Source organism: Paenibacillus sp. FSL W8-0187 (assembly GCF_037969755.1).
In the GTDB taxonomy this organism is placed as follows: domain Bacteria; phylum Bacillota; class Bacilli; order Paenibacillales; family Paenibacillaceae; genus Paenibacillus_AQ.
In genome coordinates, this window is sequence record NZ_CP150206.1 from 6,370,066 (window position 1) to 6,385,618 (window position 15,553).

Genomic DNA, 15,553 nt, shown 5'->3' on the forward strand with positions numbered 1-15,553 from the left:
GTTACCTGCTGTGAAATGGACAGTACGGCATGATTCGCGCTAGCGTCGGGCCGAGATATCTGCTTTCATGGGCTGCCTTGCCGCATGCTTTTCGTGTTCCCCATTCAGCATTTTTTCCAAACGGTTGGCCTGCCGCGCTGCAAGCATAGACAGATCGAATTCCCGGTCATTTCGATGATCATCCATCTCACGAAAATCGACCGCAAGGGCACGATAGCGCATCAGGATATCCATACCGGCCCGGGCTGCTTCAACCGATCTGGCGGGATCTCCTCCCGTCCGGTGCCAATCTGCGAGGGCAGCCAGCTTCAGCACGGCTCGGGTTTGTTTGACATCATTGAACCGATCCCGATCGATGGCCGCTATATACCAGGCTGTCGCTTCTTCCGATTCACCTCTGAGCGAGTAAGCCTCTGCCAGCTTCCAGCTCAGCCCCGGGTGATTCGGTGCATACACCAAACTTCGCTTCAGCAGCGGGATTCGCTGGCTTGGGGGAAGCCAATCCGCCAGGCTCAGTGCCGCCTCCGTGTTGGCAAGGTTCCACCTTAACGAGGATTGGAGGAGCGCGATCTGCCGTCCGGGCGGTTCCGATGCGGCCCATCGCTCTTTGACCTCGCTGATGCCCAGCGCGGCAGCGAGAAGAACCCAGCATACGAGCAGAACGATCGCTGTAACCCTGAGCAATGGCAGCAACGGCCGATTTCCCCGGTTCCCTTCATAAACGGCTAGCAGCTGCTTCCCTATTTTGAAGGGTTTGCGTCTTTGAGCTGCGATAGGTCCATTCTGCACTTCCCGACCAGAAGAGGCCGCAGCGAAGCCCATTACTGTAAGCCACAACAGCAGCAGCCATACCAGCCCAAAGCTCCAGTCAAAGTCCACCGCCGCGTGTCCGATCAGCACGAAAGCAGCGGGCATGAGTCGGGAGTTCACAGCAATGAGCCCCGCAACGATAAAGCTAACCAGAACAAGGACAAGCAGCAACCCGATCAGGCCCGCATTCAGCAGGATATCCATGTATCCGCTGTGCACCTCGGCACCCACGTAGGGCTGGGACTGAATGGCAAGGTAGGATTGCCGCCACGTCTCCCCTCCCCGTCCCAGCCACAGCGACGACCGGGCCAGCTGCCATGCGTCGCTGTACATGAGGCGGCGCGCGCTCAGCGTTGCCGCGCCGCCCAGAGTCCGATCCTGCACCTGATGCAGGATCACCGCTCCGGCTGCGGCAGCCAGCAGCGCCGCAGCCCCCAGGGTCCCTGGCGCGGCATACCGCCGCCACGGGTCCCCGCTGTGCCGCCAGCGGCACAGCAGCAGGCCGGCGAGGACGCCGCCGGCCCAAAGCCCGGCCAGCCATAGCAGGCCGGGCAGCACGGCTGGCGCCAGCTTGGCCTCAGCCAGCTGGCGGTACAGCAGCGCCGCGCTCTCCAATGGCGCGGCGGCAGCCACCAGGAGCGGCGCGAAAGCACGCCGCTCCTGGGCGAATCCGGCCGCGCACGCGAGGGCGGCCGCGAGCCAGGCGCCGCGCGACTCCGTCAGGAGCAGCGCGGCGGTGTAGGGCAGCAGCGGCAGCAGGGCAGCCGCTGCGCGGAGCGTGCCCGTCCGGGTCCGCAGGACGGACGGCAGCGCGAACAGCCGCTCCAGCAGGAAGGCGGCCATCACGGCCCCGAACACGTTCGGGTACTGAAGCAGGCCACCAAGCCTCGCGCCCGTCGCGCTGATGTCCGCATCCGCCGTATGATAGATCCCATACGGCAGCTCCAAAAGCCCATATACGGCAAGCAAAGCACTGCCGCACAGCACAGCACCCATCAGATGCCAACCCGCCTGCATCATACGTAAGCCATCACCTGCACGGCATATACGCCAGGCGACAGCTGCAAAGGAGCCGTAGCTTCCCCACAGGATGATCTCTTTCATCGTGCCTTCCAGAGAGAGTGGTCGCCCGATTGCATGAAGCACATACATGAGAATCATTCCGCAGATGCACCCAAGCACCACTCGCAAACCTTTATCCAAATTAACCAATCCAGGCATCATGCCAATGCCATGAATCTCCTGACCTTGGATTCCACCATGCCGTTTAGTTCCCATCATAAGCAGCAGAAGCACTCCAAAACAGGCTCCGACCCCATAGATATCTCCATCAAAAAACATTCCGCTCCGGATACCTGCCACCAAGACAAGTGCAATCAGCATCATCCCGCAATTACGATGTAGGGTCTTCCTTGCCATGAACCAACGCCCCCGTTCCCATGCATAACCATTCAACCTCGGCTGCTCCTTACACGGCATCCGTCCTTCTGGCCAAACCAGCTATTAGCCATTGTGGACAAGGACTTACGACGTTATTCTTTGAAGCAGCGTCTGTGATCTCATCGGGCTATAAGGCCGCTTGATCCCCTGGATTAAGGCTTCGAATGCCATCGCTTAGATGTTCCCCCGCAGAATCGGAATCACCGGCAATCGGGGTAAAGATATCTGCTCGATGCCAAACTTTCTTGCGATATCTGGAAGTCCAAGCTTCGAAGTTTATACGTTCTGATCTCTAAAAAAAGCGATGAAAGTGCAGTTGCACTTTCATCGCTTTTCCGGGATCAACATGATGTGATTTTACGTTTCCGGCAGCAAGTCCTTGCACGCCCGCTCAAGATATGGCGAGGCGCTTAAAAAATCGCGGAACGCGGTATATTCCTGCCACAGCTTATCCCGATCTCCGGCAGAACCGCTAACCGCACGGATCAATATGTTTTTCGGTGTATGTTCCATATCAATAAACTCCAGCAGCTGCGTCTTGTAGCCCATCAGATCGAGGAGCTTGGCTCGAATGGCGTCCGTGGCAAGCGCTGAGAATCGTTCCTTCAGAATACCGTGGGACAGCAGCGGCTCCATAACAGGGCTTTGGACTTGAGAGAACAGCTCATGCTGGCAGCAAGGCACCGACAGAATAACCGAAGCACCCCAACGGACCGCTTTTTCCAGCGCAGCATCTGTTGCTGTATCACATGCATGCAGCGTGACCACCATATCCACCTGCTCCAGCTCGTCATATTCCGCAATGTCACCGACAAGAAACTGCAACTGGGTGTAGTTCAGTTTTTTCGCCAGCATACTGCAGTGTTCGATGACATCCGCCTTGAGATCCAATCCGACAATATTCAGCTTTCTGTGCGCGGTTACCGCCAAATAGTGATATAAAGCGAAGGTCAGATAGGATTTGCCGCAGCCAAAATCAACGATCGTCAGTGGACGGTCCTCCGGCAGGTGGGGAAGCACGTCCTCAACCATCTCCAAAAACCGGTTGATCTGTTTGAACTTATCGTACCGGCGAGCAAATACTTTGCCGTCCTCACTCATGATGCCGAGCTCCACCAGAAACGGAACGGGCTCTCCCTCTTCAAGGATGTACGTCTTTTTCCGGTTATGAGACAAATCCGTCTTGGTCTTGGAGGCGGATTTGGTCAGAATCGAAACCTTGTATTTCTTCGAGATCAGTACCTGATAATCTGCTTCCGGCGTATACATCATCGCTTGCCGGAATACATTCTCAAACATGTCAACCAGCACCGCCTCCGCCTCATCCGCTGGCACGTTCTGATGGGTGACTTTGGTTCCGGAATAATAGGCGAACTGGTAGTGCAGCTTATTCTTGAGCTCTACAGGCTTAACCGTTACTTTGCTGTAAGTCATGCCTTCCCGCTTGCGAAGCTGGCTTAGCGTAGCCGTGATCAACGAGCCTTCTTCCATGATGTTATGAATCAATTTTCTTAATGCATCCAAAAGGCACATCTCGCTTTCTTTATGTGATAGACAGGTTAATCCCGCTTAGGTAAACGACTTGTCACCGTTTACCGCTGTATGTGGAAAACGACGGTTAAGCTCATCCATTCCTTCGTGGACTTCCTCCAGCGGAAGCCCGCCCTTCGCCAAATCCTCGGGCAGCTTCAGCTGCAATCTTTGATAGAACTGTACGGCTTCACTATATTCCATCTTGCCGTTATCCAGCAGTTGGTAAAGGGTGTTCTCCGCTTCCGCGTACATCCCCTGCTGCTCCGTATATGCATAGTAATCCCGCATCGCCGTCTCAGGCAATGCGTATGACCTTAAACGTTCTCTCACCATACCGATCCGTTCCGTCAACCCGATCAGTTTGAGATCCGCTCCTTGCAGGGCTGACTTCAAATATAGCTGAAAAACCTTGGTATAGAGCATAACAGCCTCTTCTTCACGCTCCAGGTCAAGCAGCAGGGATGCTTCCTCTTCCATAAGCCTGACGGCGCTTTGCAGCTTGTCCGCTTCCAAATAACCATGAATCCGAAATAACTGTTCAATATCGGCAGCGGACAATGAGCGAAGCAGATCCGAATTCAACCGGAACTGCCGTTTGAAGAGCTCATCCAGCTCCCATAGGGCTTCTGTGTGCTTGCGCTCCTGCTTCAGCGAAAACACCTTGGCAATCATCTGTGTCATATCCTCAATTAGCCGCACGAGATAATCCCTGCGAAACATTCGCCCACCCCCAACCTGCATCCATGACAAATGCAGTGTATTCTGATCTTGCCGGGTCCAGATCCCAACCGGATCACGATTAAATTGTAGGCTATCCGGGGCCAGAATTCCAGTAGCCGGCCCTCCCCCCCATTCTCGGCTCTATTTCAACGGCCGGACAAGCAAACGACGGAGAGTACGCTGGGCACAAAAATAAAACGGATATCCCGCAAGGGGGTATCCGTTCATTATAAACTATCGAAAGACTCTCATGCGTTTATTCATGCTCAAGCCGTCCCAAGAAAGAAGTGATGACTTCGCCGAGCTTCTCCGGCGTCTCCATCATACTCATATGTCCTGCGCCCTCGATTATGATTGGGGTCACGTTGTCATGATCTGTCGTAAAGGTACGCTCTGCCGGAATCAATCCGTCTTTCTCCCCGGCTACCAGCAGAATAGGCAGAATGGACGCCGAGAGCACATCGCGTCGGTCCGGACGCTCACGCATCGCCAGCGCCGCTCCGATCGCTCCCTGAGGTGGCGTTAGATAACCTATCTCCTTCGCGCGCTGAATACATTCCGGCTTGGTATCCTTCGTATCCGGAGCGAATAAGCCGGGCACCAATCCGTCAACAAAAGCCGTAATGCCCTCCCCTTGGATGGTGCTGACCGCCTTCACCCGCTTCTCCTTCGCTTCGTCCGAATCCGGGTAGCCTGTAGAATGAATCAGGCCGAAGGCGTTCAAACGAGAAGCGTAACGCTGGGCGAAGGAGAGCGTGATGTATCCTCCGAGGGAATGACCGAGTAATGTTGCCTTCGGGATGTCGAGCTCATCCATCAATAGCAGCACATCGTCTGCCATCTGTTCAATGGTATACGATCCCATCGGTGCATCAGACCGCCCGTGACCACGGAGATCCGGTACAATGACTCTGAAGCCTTGAAGAAATGGCAGGACCTGTTCCCAGTAGGCGGAGCTTCCGCAGAAACCGTGAAGCAGAATGACTGGCTCACCTTGTCCCTGATCAACATAACAAATCGTGCTGCCGTTGCATTGTACTTTTTCCATAGCGATACCCTTCTTTCTATTCAGCGGATGCCATGTGACAGACACCCATTATTTTATAAAGAATGATCTATTATTAAACAAAAACACCCCCGGCTGAAACGCCGTGTCTTACGGCCTAAGGCCAAAGGCTATAGCGGCTTGCTTCGCTATCTGCTCCGCCATCCCCATGACTTGGTATAGGGACGTCACTTGAAGAGTCCAATACGGTTTCGGTCCATGGACATTCACAACTGCTGCCACGCTGTAATCTCCCACTGCCGGAAGCCTCCCGCCGACGGACTGGGCAGGCGTCAGTGGACCCTCGCATGTAAAAAAATATCCGACTGACGAGGCTTGTCCCAGGCATGCATCAATGGCAATAATCGCCTTATCCTCAGGCAAACCTTGAAGCCTTGACTCAAGATTAAAAGCGTCGCACGGATCAGGCAGCGTCCCGATCACATGCGGAAAACCGTATTCCATGAGCCGGCTTCCTGTAAGCGGTCCGAGTGCATCTCCTGTGGAACGGTCGGTGCCTATACATAAAAATACAATGCTGTCCAGCGAATGCCGCTGCGAAATCGACCGAAAAAAATCCGTCAGTTCATGCCCCGACATTTTAGCTTTTACAGCCTGTACGCCTGGCGTCTTGCCGGCTTGTTCGCTCATGACGGCCCTCCTCCTTGATTACATCGCTTGAAACCTTGTCCCGCAGCCTGAAAAACCTTTTTTTCCTGATTTTAACCTATCTCTGTCTCCGATGGCAAAAACATTGGTCGAGCCACACGGTAACATGGTACAATACAGGGACGAAAATCGTAAATCAGCCTATGAGAGGATGGTGTTAATCCATGGATTTGAGTGAAAAATCCCAAGCCAATGTCGAGTATATGATTGAACAGATTAAAACCAAGCTTCGGATGGCTACAGGAGCTGCTATGCAAGCCTCCGCCTTCTCGGTTAACCAATATGATGACATTTATGATTTGTACGACATGGTCATAAATAAGCAAAACCTTAGTATATCGGAAGTGGAAGCTGTTGTCTCGGAGCTCGGGCAGTTGCGCGGGAACCAGTAGATCATCATTGCCCGAAAAGCTTGAAAAGATCAAAAAGAAGAGCCCTTGTATAGCTAAAAGCCCCCGGAACTTCGCTAATTTAAGCAAAGTTCCGGGGGCTTTCTGTCCTTCTCTACGGCATATCAATCATCACCACTTCTGAGTTCCCCTCACTTGAGTTCCCTCGGAATGTCAGCTCATGACGGCGCTGTATCCTGGCCGCGTCACCCGCTGTAATATCAAACATGCCGTCTTCCGATGATATTTCGACTTGACCGCTAATCACATACAAATGCATTCTCCGACCTTCGGCCAGGCTGTACGTCAGTTCTTGTCCTGTCTCCAGTATGGTACTGTACATTACAACATCCAGCGACTCGGGCAAGCTGCGTTCCCCGTGGCCCGGCCCCATAATCGGAAGCACCTGGTTCAATTGCTGTTCTTTTGTAAAATCGCCTTGATGATGACTGGTCTCAAGGTTCGGCTCCGGAGGTAGAAACCACATTTCCAGATAGCGTACGTCCTCGGAAGATGAGGCATTCTTCTCTGCATGGTACACGCCGGAGCCTGTATTCACGACATGAATCGAACCGGGCGTCAGCTCCATTTCTTTCCCTGTATCATCTTCATACGTTAACGTGCCTTCCAGCACCAAATGGACAATGACCAAGTCATGATGAAATCTTCGATCAAAACCTTCCATCGGTTTAAGCACATATTCATTATGTGCCAGCAAGCTTCCAAAATGCTCGTTATGTGGGTCTGTATAATCACCAAAGGAAAAGCTGAATTCACTATGAATCCCGTCTTTATGGGTCGTATGTCGTTCCGCTGCCGTCATGATTTTAATCATGGCCGGTCACCTCCGCCGTTTTTACTAATCAATACCCCGGCGGTTTCCGGTCTAATCAGTCATGCTTACGTATGAGTCAGCCTAAATGCGGTTTCCACCCTGCCTACTTTAAGGCCTTCATCGTTGTATAAATCCTTGGGATACGCGGCTTTCAAGCGATCGATGGTTGTTTTGTTGTTATACCCGATTTGCTCCAATATGGACTCCGCTACCCAGCCCCATTCTTCTTCAGAGCCATCTGCAATCTTGAACGAAATGCCTAGGTGCTCCTTCTTCAGACCCAAGCAGTACACACCTTTAAAGCCGCCCTTGGCCACAATATTATCATCTTCCAAAAGAAGGGTGTCCACCTTGTGATTTCCCGCCACCATATAAGGAGATGCATGCATGGCCTCCGTAATTCGGATGACCGCCCTTTGTGTTGGCTCATCCTCAATAAGTTCCGGGGATGCGAGCTTCATATAGGCTGTAGCCAGAGCACGAAGCGGCATGGCAAATACCGGCAGGCCGCAACCATCGGTTCCCAACCGGATATCTGAGGGAGCCAGTCCGGCCAAATCGGAAACCGTCTGAAGGATCTCCTGCTGCAGCGGATGTTCCGGCTGATCATATCCCGTCAGCGGATATCCTGCCATCTGGCAATAGGCCAGCATGCCATAATGCTTGCCGGAGCAATTATGGTACCATTTACGCTTGTCTCTCCGCTCTCGCAGAAGAGCTTCTTTATTTTCCTCATCCAGCGGCCAGCTGGACGCGCAAACCATGTGATCTTCGCTAATATTCACCTTGCGGGCAAAGCCTTCCAGCACTTCTATGTGAGCCGGCTCCGCCCGATGCGAGGCCGTCATGATCGCGATTTCCTTATCCGTCAGTCCATAATGGTCAGCAAGCCCGCCGCGGATGGAGGGGATCGCCTGCATCGGCTTGGCCGAAGAGCGCGTAAATGCGACATATTCCGGATCTCCCGCGTAAGCCTGAACGCTTCCTTGTTCATTAACAATACATATATGTCCATTGTGGACGCACTCTAATATGTCCGCCCGATATTCATTCACTAATACAGTGTCCATGTTGAATAACTCCTTCTATAACCGTCTGTGACCGTATTCCCGCCTTAGAAACCTCTTCATGCGTGGTACCTATATTCCTCGCTTATTCGAGGATTATTGCAAATCTGTATTCAGTATAGTACAAAAATCTGCAAATAACAGCAGGCTAAATTCCGCAGGGGACGGACACTCCATTTTATCTCCCGTTTCACGCTGTCCTGTTTCACGATGTGCCCTTAGGTTTAATTACGAGATAAGCAAGCCCACTCGAAAAACATTGCTCTTTAAAAAGGAGGCGATCGTATGTGGGGAATCATCATCAGCATCGTAATGGCAATCATCATCGGGATTATCGGGGATGCACTGGTTGGTCATGAAATGCCGGGCGGAATTATCGGATCCATGATCGCTGGTTTCGTGGGCGCATGGCTTGGACCATGGCTCTTCGGAGCATGGGGACCTGTCATTGGCGGATTTGCCATTGTGCCCGCTATCATCGGTACAGCTATCTTCGTATTCTTGCTCGGTCTTGTTGCCAAGCTATTTAGACGTACAGCCTGATTCTCGTGTCTATATTCTTTTTATATTAACTAAAAGGAGTGAAAGTTATGAATCACACAGAACAAGAACATCCAGTACAAAGCGGTTCCACATTCTTCAAAGGTGCTTTTATCGGTGCCTTGGTCGGAGCGGCAGCAGCTCTGTTGTTCGCTCCAAAGCCAGGCCGCGAACTGCGCGGGGATTTGTCCGAGAAACTGAGCATGGTAACGGATAAAACCAAGGAAGTTGCTTATACCGTAGGCGATAAAGCTTCTGAACTGGCCAAAACCGTGGGTACCAAAGCCTCCGATGTGATGGCCACCGTGAATGAAGGCCGCCAAAGCATTATGTCCAGCGTCAAGGAAGCATCGGCGGACGTGTCCAGCGAGGTTTCTAATGCTTCCAAAGACGTAAAGGATCAAGCGATGGACACTTCTTCCGATGTCAGCCGTGAAATAAAATCGACAACGAATGTTTAATTCGTGAGGTCACGAATAGCCAGCTGACACAGCTGGCTATTTTTGTGCCAGATCGTGACAGTCAGCTTATAAGCATCATATGGATTGATAATTGAAATGAAACGGCGCATTTGCCTAGAAAGCGGGGATAACTCATGAGTAAAGCGAACCCATATCATAGCGGCTCCAGCTTCTCGACCCGGAGCGGCAATCGTTCGACACGACGCGAGGAGCCACGAATGGAATCCGAAACTAGTAAAGAAAGGCGCTCCCGGGAGACGGATGATGTCCAGGAGCATCCCTTCGAACTGCGGCACGAGGTAAAGAAACTGAACACGCGGCTGGACAAAATTGCCACCATGCTGGAGAAATCCGAAATGAGGGACATGATCGATCATTACATGAATCCCAAGAAACGCATCATCGCCAACCTCACAGCCGGACTATCCCGGGGGCTAGGCTTAACGCTTGGCACGGCACTCGTGCTTGGTCTTCTGGGTTACATTCTCAGCTTCTTTGTCAACGTACCGATGATCGGGGATTTCATCTCGGATTTGCAAGGATATATCGATCAATCCAGATCATAGTGTTAACACATGAACACGCCCGGTGCCTTTAGGGGTCACCGGGCGTTGTGATCATTCTTGCTGCCATTCATGCATAACCTTTATGCCTCAAAGGTTTTTATTGCTGGACTTCACTTGAAGCAGGTCTCCCGTCCATCCCTTCGTGCGCATCCAAAGATACATGCCTCCGGTCCACAGCAGCGTAAAGCTGCTGACTACCGTAAATCCCCAAAACGTATTAATGGCGGGCAAATTTACAAAATTCATCCCCCATATGGCTCCGACCACGGTTGCCGGCGTGAATAGGACGGTAAAAATCGTCAGTGTCTTCATAATTTCATTGCCGCGGAACGCCGAGATTGCATCGTCTATCGATACCAGCGTATCGATTTCCCGCTCATAATGATAAATCAGCTTTTCCATTCTTTCCACTCGGTGCAGAAGCTGTTGAAACGAGCGGCTGCTATCCAGCTCGCCATGATACCCTTCCTTTGCAGCAGCGATCAGCTCCTGAAAAGGAATAAACAGATTGCTCCACTCCAGCAGCTCAAACCGGGACGAGAGAATGCTATCCATTAACGACCGGCTGTTGCGCGTGCGCATATCACGCTCGACAAGGCGCAGATTGTGCTCGAATTGATCCATTCCTGCATGGTAATAATGCAAAATGGCTCGAGCCAGCACAAACATCCCGTCGACAGGCTTTTGGCATTGATGAAGCATGGAAGCTCTATCGGACTTAGCCATCACGCTTCGGGTATGCTCATCCAAATTGATGGTGATCAGCACTTGGTGGTCTGTATAAAAATAGAATTGTTCCGACTTGTAATGATCGGCATCATCCGTAACCTTGTAAAGCATGGTTCCCATAATGACCGGCTCCACCCCATCCTTGAATCGGACGGATAAGTAGTTTCGTTCCTTTAACGTCGATGCCAGATCAAACCATTCGGCTGTATAAGGATAGCGCGTCCGAAGTTCACCGATCCAGGAGGATTGCCAGTCATCCGTTCGAACATCGTACCACTTCCATCCCCCTGCAATAGTATAAATATCCTGACCTTCCATCCTATCTGGCCCCAGCATGTTTCCCTGTCACTCCCTTCTATAAATACGAATCGTAGGTTCCAAAAAGGCACGCTTTCCTGTAATGGAGGAAGCGTGCCTTATGTTGCTATACGTCTGTTTCTACGAGGCTTGTCCATATCAGTAAGAAGAATTGGACATGATCTGCTTCAGTTTTTCCGTTGCCCGCTTCTGGATACGCGAGACACTCATTTGCGACACGCCTAACCTCTGAGCGATCGCTCTCTGGGACTGTCCCTCCTGAAATGCCAGCAATAGCACCTTCTGCTCTTGCTCCTTCAACTGGCTCATCGCCTGCTGAAGATCCATGCGCTTCTCAACGGAATCAAAATCATTTACATCCGAACTGATTAGCTCTCCAAGCGTCGCTCCGGTTTCTTCCTGAGATAAAGGGGAATCCAATGATACATAATGATAGCATTCACGTCCGGCTAGCACTTCAACCGTTTCCTCAACGGAAAGATCCAGGTAGGATGCGATCTCATTTACATCGGGAGATCTCTCCAGCTTCACCATCAATTCATCAATCGCTTGCTGAACCAAGGCACCCTTCTCCTTGATTCGTCTTGGTACTTGAATGTACCATGATTTATCACGGAGGAAGTTTTTCATATGCCCGATCATGCTCTTCATGGCATAGGGCTCAAACGGAATCCCCAGGCTGATGTCATATTGCTGCAGAAGGCGAATTAATGCCATTTGGCCAACCTGATACAAATCCTCATACAGGTCGGGCCGATTTCGGGCAATCTTGCCTGCCGCCATTTTAACCATCGGCTCATATTTCTTAATCAGCACCGTCGCGATATCGTTATCCTTCGTTTGCTGATACTGTTCAATTAAATGAACGGCTTCATCTCTGGACTCTTGGGGAGTCGCCTTATCACTCATACCGGCTCCTCGCTTCTTGCGAGCCGCTTTGTCAGCGTAACCTCGGTTCCCTTTCCAGCCTGGTTTGTCACGCTTACCTCATCCATAAGCGCCTCCATCAGGTAGAAGCCTAGTCCTCCGATTTGGACCTCGCTGAGATCTTTATCATGAAGTGTACGGTTGCCAACCGCTCCCACACTGTCGAAACTCTCCCCTTCGTCTCTGACCGTAATGGATAGCGAATCGCTGGTCACTTGAAATAAAACCTCTACCATTCCGCCTTCCTGACTATAAGCATACAAGACCGAGTTATTACAGGCCTCGGACACCGCGACCTTCATATCTTCGATCTCTTCATAGGAAAAGCCCATCTTGGAAGCTATCCCGTACAGATTCAGTCTTACAATATCCACATATTCAGCACTGGCAGGCAAATTAAGCGTTACTCTTTGTACATCTGAATTCATTCTTTTCGATCCTTTCCTATTGGGAATTCTTCTTACGACTGAAAGAACTTCGCAATACCCGTCATATCGAACAGCTTTTGAATTTGCGGCGGAACTTCCTCGACTGCAAAGCGTGCTTCCATGCCATGTCTTGCTTTCAGTATCGACAGAAGAATACCAATACCCGTGCTATCAATATATGTCATGTCCTTCATGTTGACGATCAAGTCTACTTCGGAATTGCCGACAAGAGGCTCCATGACTAACCGAAAATCCGGAGCGACGGACAGATCAAGTTCACCGCTCAAAAATACCGTGCATACGCCCTCGTTCATTTGGGTCTTAGCATTGAACTTATCATTCGTTTTTGTATTCATAGACACTCTCTCCCAATCATTTGTTTTCCCTTTACATAACCCGTTATCTCGCTTGTTGAAACAGGTTAGGTGGGTTGTAGACACGCTAATATATGGAAACCGATTGCTGCGCTAACCGTTGATGATGCGAACAGGGCTTGGGCTGATATCCCATCCTTCCGGTCCTACCGGTACATACCGGGATATCAGATGCTTCACACAGCTGATTTTGACCGGCTTGCTGATATATTCATTCATGCCCGCGTCAAAGCAGCGCTTCTGAATCCCGTCCATCACATTAGCCGTCATCGCAACCAGAACGGGAGGCTCAGCCTCCGGTTTCATCTGGCGGATCAGACGCGCTGCTTCAAGACCATCCATAACTGGCATCTGCAAATCCATGAAGATCATGTCGTAGACTTTAGGACCGGCAACCATATCAACCGCCTGCCTGCCGTCCTCCGCCATATCCGCTTTCATCCCCATCTTTGCCAGCATGCTTTCCATCAGTTTTCGATTAATTGGATGATCGTCCACAATCAGGATGTTTGGCTGCCTCTCCCCATGCACACGATATCTTGCCGAACGCTCCTCTTCCCGGAGTCGATGATACTCTTCCTCATGCGTATGAACGCAGATCGTAAATACGAAGGTGGCTCCCTTGCCTTCTATGGACTCAACCGCGATCTCTCCGCCCATCATCTGTACGAGCGATTTACAGATCGCAAGCCCAAGTCCTGTTCCACCATAGCGCCTTGTCATCGAGGAATCCAATTGAGAGAACGGCTTGAATAACCGATCAAGTTTCTTGGATGAGATTCCGATCCCCGTATCCTTCACTGTGAATTCAAGGGTTAACCGGTTCTCTTCAGCTTGGGCAAGCGAAACAACCAAATACACGCCGCCCTCATTCGTAAACTTCACGGCATTGGATACCAGATTCACCAACACTTGACGAAGGCGTCCCATATCCCCGAATATGATCGCAGGAATTTGATCCTCGATATAATACGTAAGCTCCAGATTCTTCTTGGAGGCTTCTCCAGAGAACAAACCAAACACTTCCTGAACGCAGGACTTGAGATCGAACGGATATTCCTCGAGCTCCATTTTGCCTGATTCCATCTTGGAAAAATCCAGAATGTCATTAATGATGTTAACCAAGGCATCCGCGCTGTTGCGGATAATCGTTGCGTATTCCCGCTGTTCATCCTGGAGGTCGCTGTCCATCAGCAAATCAATCATCCCGATGACGCCATTCATCGGCGTGCGGATCTCGTGACTCATCATCGCCAGAAATTCCGTTTTTGCTTTGGCGGCAATCTCCGCTTCTTCCTTGGCCAGCACAAGTTCCTGATTAATCTTTTCAAGCTCCTGGGTCTTCTGGTGCAACTGCATGGACTGAATTTTCAGCCTGTTATTGGTCCGGTACATATCGACAAAACCCTCGATCTTGGACTTTAAGATTTGAGGGATAAAGGGTTTAACCATATAGTCGATCGCCCCCGCGGAGTATCCTGCAAAAAGATGCTCCGCATCCTTGCTGTTCGCGGAAATGAATATAATCGGAATATCCTTTGTCTTGTCTCTCGCCTTGATCAGCCTTGCTGTTTCGATACCGTCCATGCCGGGCATTTGTACATCAAGAACAATCACGGCAAAATCATACTTCAAGAGATATCGCAAAGCCTCTTCCCCTGAAGTAGCTTTGATGAGCGTGTATTGTTCGCTGTCCAGAACAGCTTCGAGTGCAAGTAAGTTTTCAGGGCGGTCATCTACCAACAGAATATGAATCGGTTCGTGAAACCCCATGAGATCCTCCTACAAAACTTCTATTTAATCTTCCGGTATATTTTCTCCACCCGGTCCAGCGTCTCATAAGCTTCACTATAATTCGTAAAGTGAATAGACTCTTTAGAACCCAGTACGAGAATACCAAAATGGCTTAGACTCTCGTGAAATAATCCATGTACGTGATCCCGCAGCTGATCATTAAAATAAATCATGACATTCCGGCAAAAGATCACATTAAACTCGTTAAAGGAACGGTCTGTTGCCAGATTATGCTCGGCAAATATCATATTTTTCTTCAAAAACGGTTGGAAAATAACCGAATTGTACTTCGCTGTATAGTATTCGGAGAACGAGCGGGTACCGCCCGCCTCCATATAATTCTTGGTGTATTGCTTCATGCGTTTGATGTCGAATACGCCTTCCTTGGCCTGCTGGAGAGAACGTGAATTCATGTCTGTCGCATAAATCCGGGATTTCTCATACAGTCCCTCTTCATGAAGCAAAATAGCCATGGAATACACTTCTTCTCCAGTCGAACAGCCGGCATGCCAAATCCGTATATAAGGATACGTACGAAGCAATGGAACTACCGACTGCCTGAATGTCAGGAATAGTTTCGGATCCCTGAACATTTCCGTAACCGGAATTGATAGATTATATATGAGCCGTTCAAAACAAGAACGGTCGTGAAGTACTTTATCCTGAAGGGCTGAGATTGTGGATACGCCCTCGGCATGAACATGATGCCAGATTCTCCGCCTCAATGAGGGAATAGCGTAATTGCGAAAGTCGTAACCATAGAATCGATGAATTCCTTCCAAAAGAAGCTCAATCTCGATCTGTTCCAGCTCACGTTCGCTTTCCTCTGTTAACAACAGTTGTTCTGATTCCATATGGTCACTAGATGACATTACGCTTGCACCGCTTTCCCCGTGTTTATTTGCTAC

17 protein-coding genes are annotated in these 15,553 nt (G+C 50.6%); 4 read left to right on the forward strand and 13 right to left on the reverse strand.

Features of this window, described 5'->3' with window-relative positions; all coding sequences use genetic code 11:
- Positions 1-39: 39 nt before the first annotated feature.
- The 5 genes from MKY48_RS29065 to yyaC all read right to left on the reverse strand — a co-directional run bounded on the left by MKY48_RS29065 (position 40) and on the right by yyaC (position 6,199).
- Positions 40-2,229, reverse strand: a complete 2,190-nt coding sequence (locus MKY48_RS29065) for an O-antigen ligase family protein (protein WP_339268064.1) — start codon at positions 2,227-2,229, stop codon at positions 40-42.
- Between the two features lie 378 nt (positions 2,230-2,607).
- Positions 2,608-3,783: an SAM-dependent methyltransferase gene (locus MKY48_RS29070; protein ID WP_339268066.1), complete on the reverse strand. Its 1,176-nt coding sequence runs from the start codon at positions 3,781-3,783 to the stop codon at positions 2,608-2,610.
- A gap of 36 nt (positions 3,784-3,819) precedes the next feature.
- Entirely contained in the window at positions 3,820-4,503 is a 684-nt protein-coding gene (locus MKY48_RS29075; protein ID WP_339268067.1) for a DUF6483 family protein, read from the reverse strand.
- 256 nt (positions 4,504-4,759) lie between these two features.
- Positions 4,760-5,551 (reverse strand): alpha/beta hydrolase, encoded by a 792-nt coding sequence (locus tag MKY48_RS29080; protein ID WP_339268068.1) that lies wholly within the window; start codon positions 5,549-5,551, stop codon positions 4,760-4,762.
- A gap of 108 nt (positions 5,552-5,659) precedes the next feature.
- Positions 5,660-6,199, reverse strand: a complete 540-nt coding sequence (gene yyaC / locus MKY48_RS29085; protein ID WP_339268069.1) for a spore protease YyaC — start codon at positions 6,197-6,199, stop codon at positions 5,660-5,662.
- Positions 6,200-6,381: 182 nt separating this feature from the next.
- Between yyaC and MKY48_RS29090 the strand changes: the two genes are divergently transcribed.
- Positions 6,382-6,609: a DUF1128 domain-containing protein gene (locus tag MKY48_RS29090; protein ID WP_339268070.1), complete on the forward strand. Its 228-nt coding sequence runs from the start codon at positions 6,382-6,384 to the stop codon at positions 6,607-6,609.
- 112 nt (positions 6,610-6,721) lie between these two features.
- Here the strand turns inward: MKY48_RS29090 and MKY48_RS29095 are convergent, their stop codons facing one another.
- On the reverse strand, positions 6,722-7,441 hold the full coding sequence (locus MKY48_RS29095; RefSeq protein ID WP_339268072.1) for a pirin family protein: 720 nt from the start codon (positions 7,439-7,441) through the stop codon (positions 6,722-6,724).
- 65 nt (positions 7,442-7,506) lie between these two features.
- Entirely contained in the window at positions 7,507-8,511 is a 1,005-nt protein-coding gene (locus tag MKY48_RS29100) for an asparaginase (protein ID WP_339268073.1), read from the reverse strand.
- Positions 8,512-8,793: 282 nt separating this feature from the next.
- Here MKY48_RS29100 and MKY48_RS29105 point away from each other — a divergent pair, with 282 nt between their 5' ends.
- The 3 genes from MKY48_RS29105 to MKY48_RS29115 all read left to right on the forward strand — a co-directional run bounded on the left by MKY48_RS29105 (position 8,794) and on the right by MKY48_RS29115 (position 10,075).
- Positions 8,794-9,051: a GlsB/YeaQ/YmgE family stress response membrane protein gene (locus MKY48_RS29105; protein WP_006212694.1), complete on the forward strand. Its 258-nt coding sequence runs from the start codon at positions 8,794-8,796 to the stop codon at positions 9,049-9,051.
- 47 nt (positions 9,052-9,098) lie between these two features.
- Entirely contained in the window at positions 9,099-9,509 is a 411-nt protein-coding gene (locus tag MKY48_RS29110; RefSeq protein ID WP_076325431.1) for a YtxH domain-containing protein, read from the forward strand.
- 134 nt (positions 9,510-9,643) lie between these two features.
- Positions 9,644-10,075, forward strand: a complete 432-nt coding sequence (locus MKY48_RS29115) for a DUF5665 domain-containing protein (protein ID WP_339268074.1) — start codon at positions 9,644-9,646, stop codon at positions 10,073-10,075.
- 87 nt (positions 10,076-10,162) lie between these two features.
- Here MKY48_RS29115 and MKY48_RS29120 read toward each other — a convergent pair whose 3' ends face one another.
- From MKY48_RS29120 to MKY48_RS29145, 6 genes are all read right to left on the reverse strand, one after another.
- On the reverse strand, positions 10,163-11,140 hold the full coding sequence (locus MKY48_RS29120) for a magnesium transporter CorA family protein (protein ID WP_339268076.1): 978 nt from the start codon (positions 11,138-11,140) through the stop codon (positions 10,163-10,165).
- A 120-nt stretch (positions 11,141-11,260) separates the two neighbouring features.
- The gene (locus MKY48_RS29125; protein ID WP_009594120.1) at positions 11,261-12,031 is read right to left on the reverse strand and encodes a sigma-70 family RNA polymerase sigma factor; all 771 of its coding nucleotides are present in this window, start codon (positions 12,029-12,031) and stop codon (positions 11,261-11,263) included.
- Positions 12,028-12,477 carry an anti-sigma B factor RsbW gene (gene rsbW / locus MKY48_RS29130; RefSeq protein WP_076325428.1) on the reverse strand — a complete coding sequence of 150 codons (450 nt, stop codon included), beginning with the start codon at positions 12,475-12,477 and terminating at the stop codon, positions 12,028-12,030. Before rsbW ends, MKY48_RS29125 begins: the two co-directional genes overlap by 4 nt.
- A gap of 32 nt (positions 12,478-12,509) precedes the next feature.
- Positions 12,510-12,833 (reverse strand): STAS domain-containing protein, encoded by a 324-nt coding sequence (locus tag MKY48_RS29135; protein WP_009594079.1) that lies wholly within the window; start codon positions 12,831-12,833, stop codon positions 12,510-12,512.
- A gap of 111 nt (positions 12,834-12,944) precedes the next feature.
- A complete protein-coding gene (locus tag MKY48_RS29140) occupies positions 12,945-14,624 on the reverse strand; it encodes a response regulator (RefSeq protein ID WP_339268078.1) in 1,680 nt (559 codons plus the stop codon).
- 20 nt (positions 14,625-14,644) lie between these two features.
- Complete coding sequence (locus MKY48_RS29145) at positions 14,645-15,517, reverse strand: protein-glutamate O-methyltransferase CheR (protein WP_076325426.1); 873 nt, start codon at positions 15,515-15,517, stop codon at positions 14,645-14,647.
- Positions 15,518-15,553: the final 36 nt, after the last annotated feature.

Bases quoted from the DNA above. Each gene is read 5' to 3' on its own strand.
- MKY48_RS29145 (WP_076325426.1), bottom strand. From the start codon at position 15,517: ATGTCATCTAGTGACCATATGGAATCAGAACAACTGTTGTTAACAGAG.
- MKY48_RS29080 (WP_339268068.1), bottom strand. From the start codon at position 5,551: ATGGAAAAAGTACAATGCAACGGCAGCACGATTTGTTATGTTGATCAG.
- MKY48_RS29140 (WP_339268078.1), bottom strand. From the start codon at position 14,624: ATGGGGTTTCACGAACCGATTCATATTCTGTTGGTAGATGACCGCCCT.
- MKY48_RS29075 (WP_339268067.1), bottom strand. From the start codon at position 4,503: ATGTTTCGCAGGGATTATCTCGTGCGGCTAATTGAGGATATGACACAG.
- MKY48_RS29100 (WP_339268073.1), bottom strand. From the start codon at position 8,511: ATGGACACTGTATTAGTGAATGAATATCGGGCGGACATATTAGAGTGC.
- MKY48_RS29120 (WP_339268076.1), bottom strand. From the start codon at position 11,140: ATGCTGGGGCCAGATAGGATGGAAGGTCAGGATATTTATACTATTGCA.
- rsbW (WP_076325428.1), bottom strand. From the start codon at position 12,477: ATGAATTCAGATGTACAAAGAGTAACGCTTAATTTGCCTGCCAGTGCT.
- MKY48_RS29135 (WP_009594079.1), bottom strand. From the start codon at position 12,833: ATGAATACAAAAACGAATGATAAGTTCAATGCTAAGACCCAAATGAAC.
- MKY48_RS29065 (WP_339268064.1), bottom strand. From the start codon at position 2,229: ATGGCAAGGAAGACCCTACATCGTAATTGCGGGATGATGCTGATTGCA.
- MKY48_RS29105 (WP_006212694.1), top strand. From the start codon at position 8,794: ATGTGGGGAATCATCATCAGCATCGTAATGGCAATCATCATCGGGATT.
- MKY48_RS29125 (WP_009594120.1), bottom strand. From the start codon at position 12,031: ATGAGTGATAAGGCGACTCCCCAAGAGTCCAGAGATGAAGCCGTTCAT.
- yyaC (WP_339268069.1), bottom strand. From the start codon at position 6,199: ATGAGCGAACAAGCCGGCAAGACGCCAGGCGTACAGGCTGTAAAAGCT.
- MKY48_RS29115 (WP_339268074.1), top strand. From the start codon at position 9,644: ATGAGTAAAGCGAACCCATATCATAGCGGCTCCAGCTTCTCGACCCGG.
- MKY48_RS29095 (WP_339268072.1), bottom strand. From the start codon at position 7,441: ATGATTAAAATCATGACGGCAGCGGAACGACATACGACCCATAAAGAC.
- MKY48_RS29110 (WP_076325431.1), top strand. From the start codon at position 9,099: ATGAATCACACAGAACAAGAACATCCAGTACAAAGCGGTTCCACATTC.
- MKY48_RS29090 (WP_339268070.1), top strand. From the start codon at position 6,382: ATGGATTTGAGTGAAAAATCCCAAGCCAATGTCGAGTATATGATTGAA.
- MKY48_RS29070 (WP_339268066.1), bottom strand. From the start codon at position 3,783: ATGTGCCTTTTGGATGCATTAAGAAAATTGATTCATAACATCATGGAA.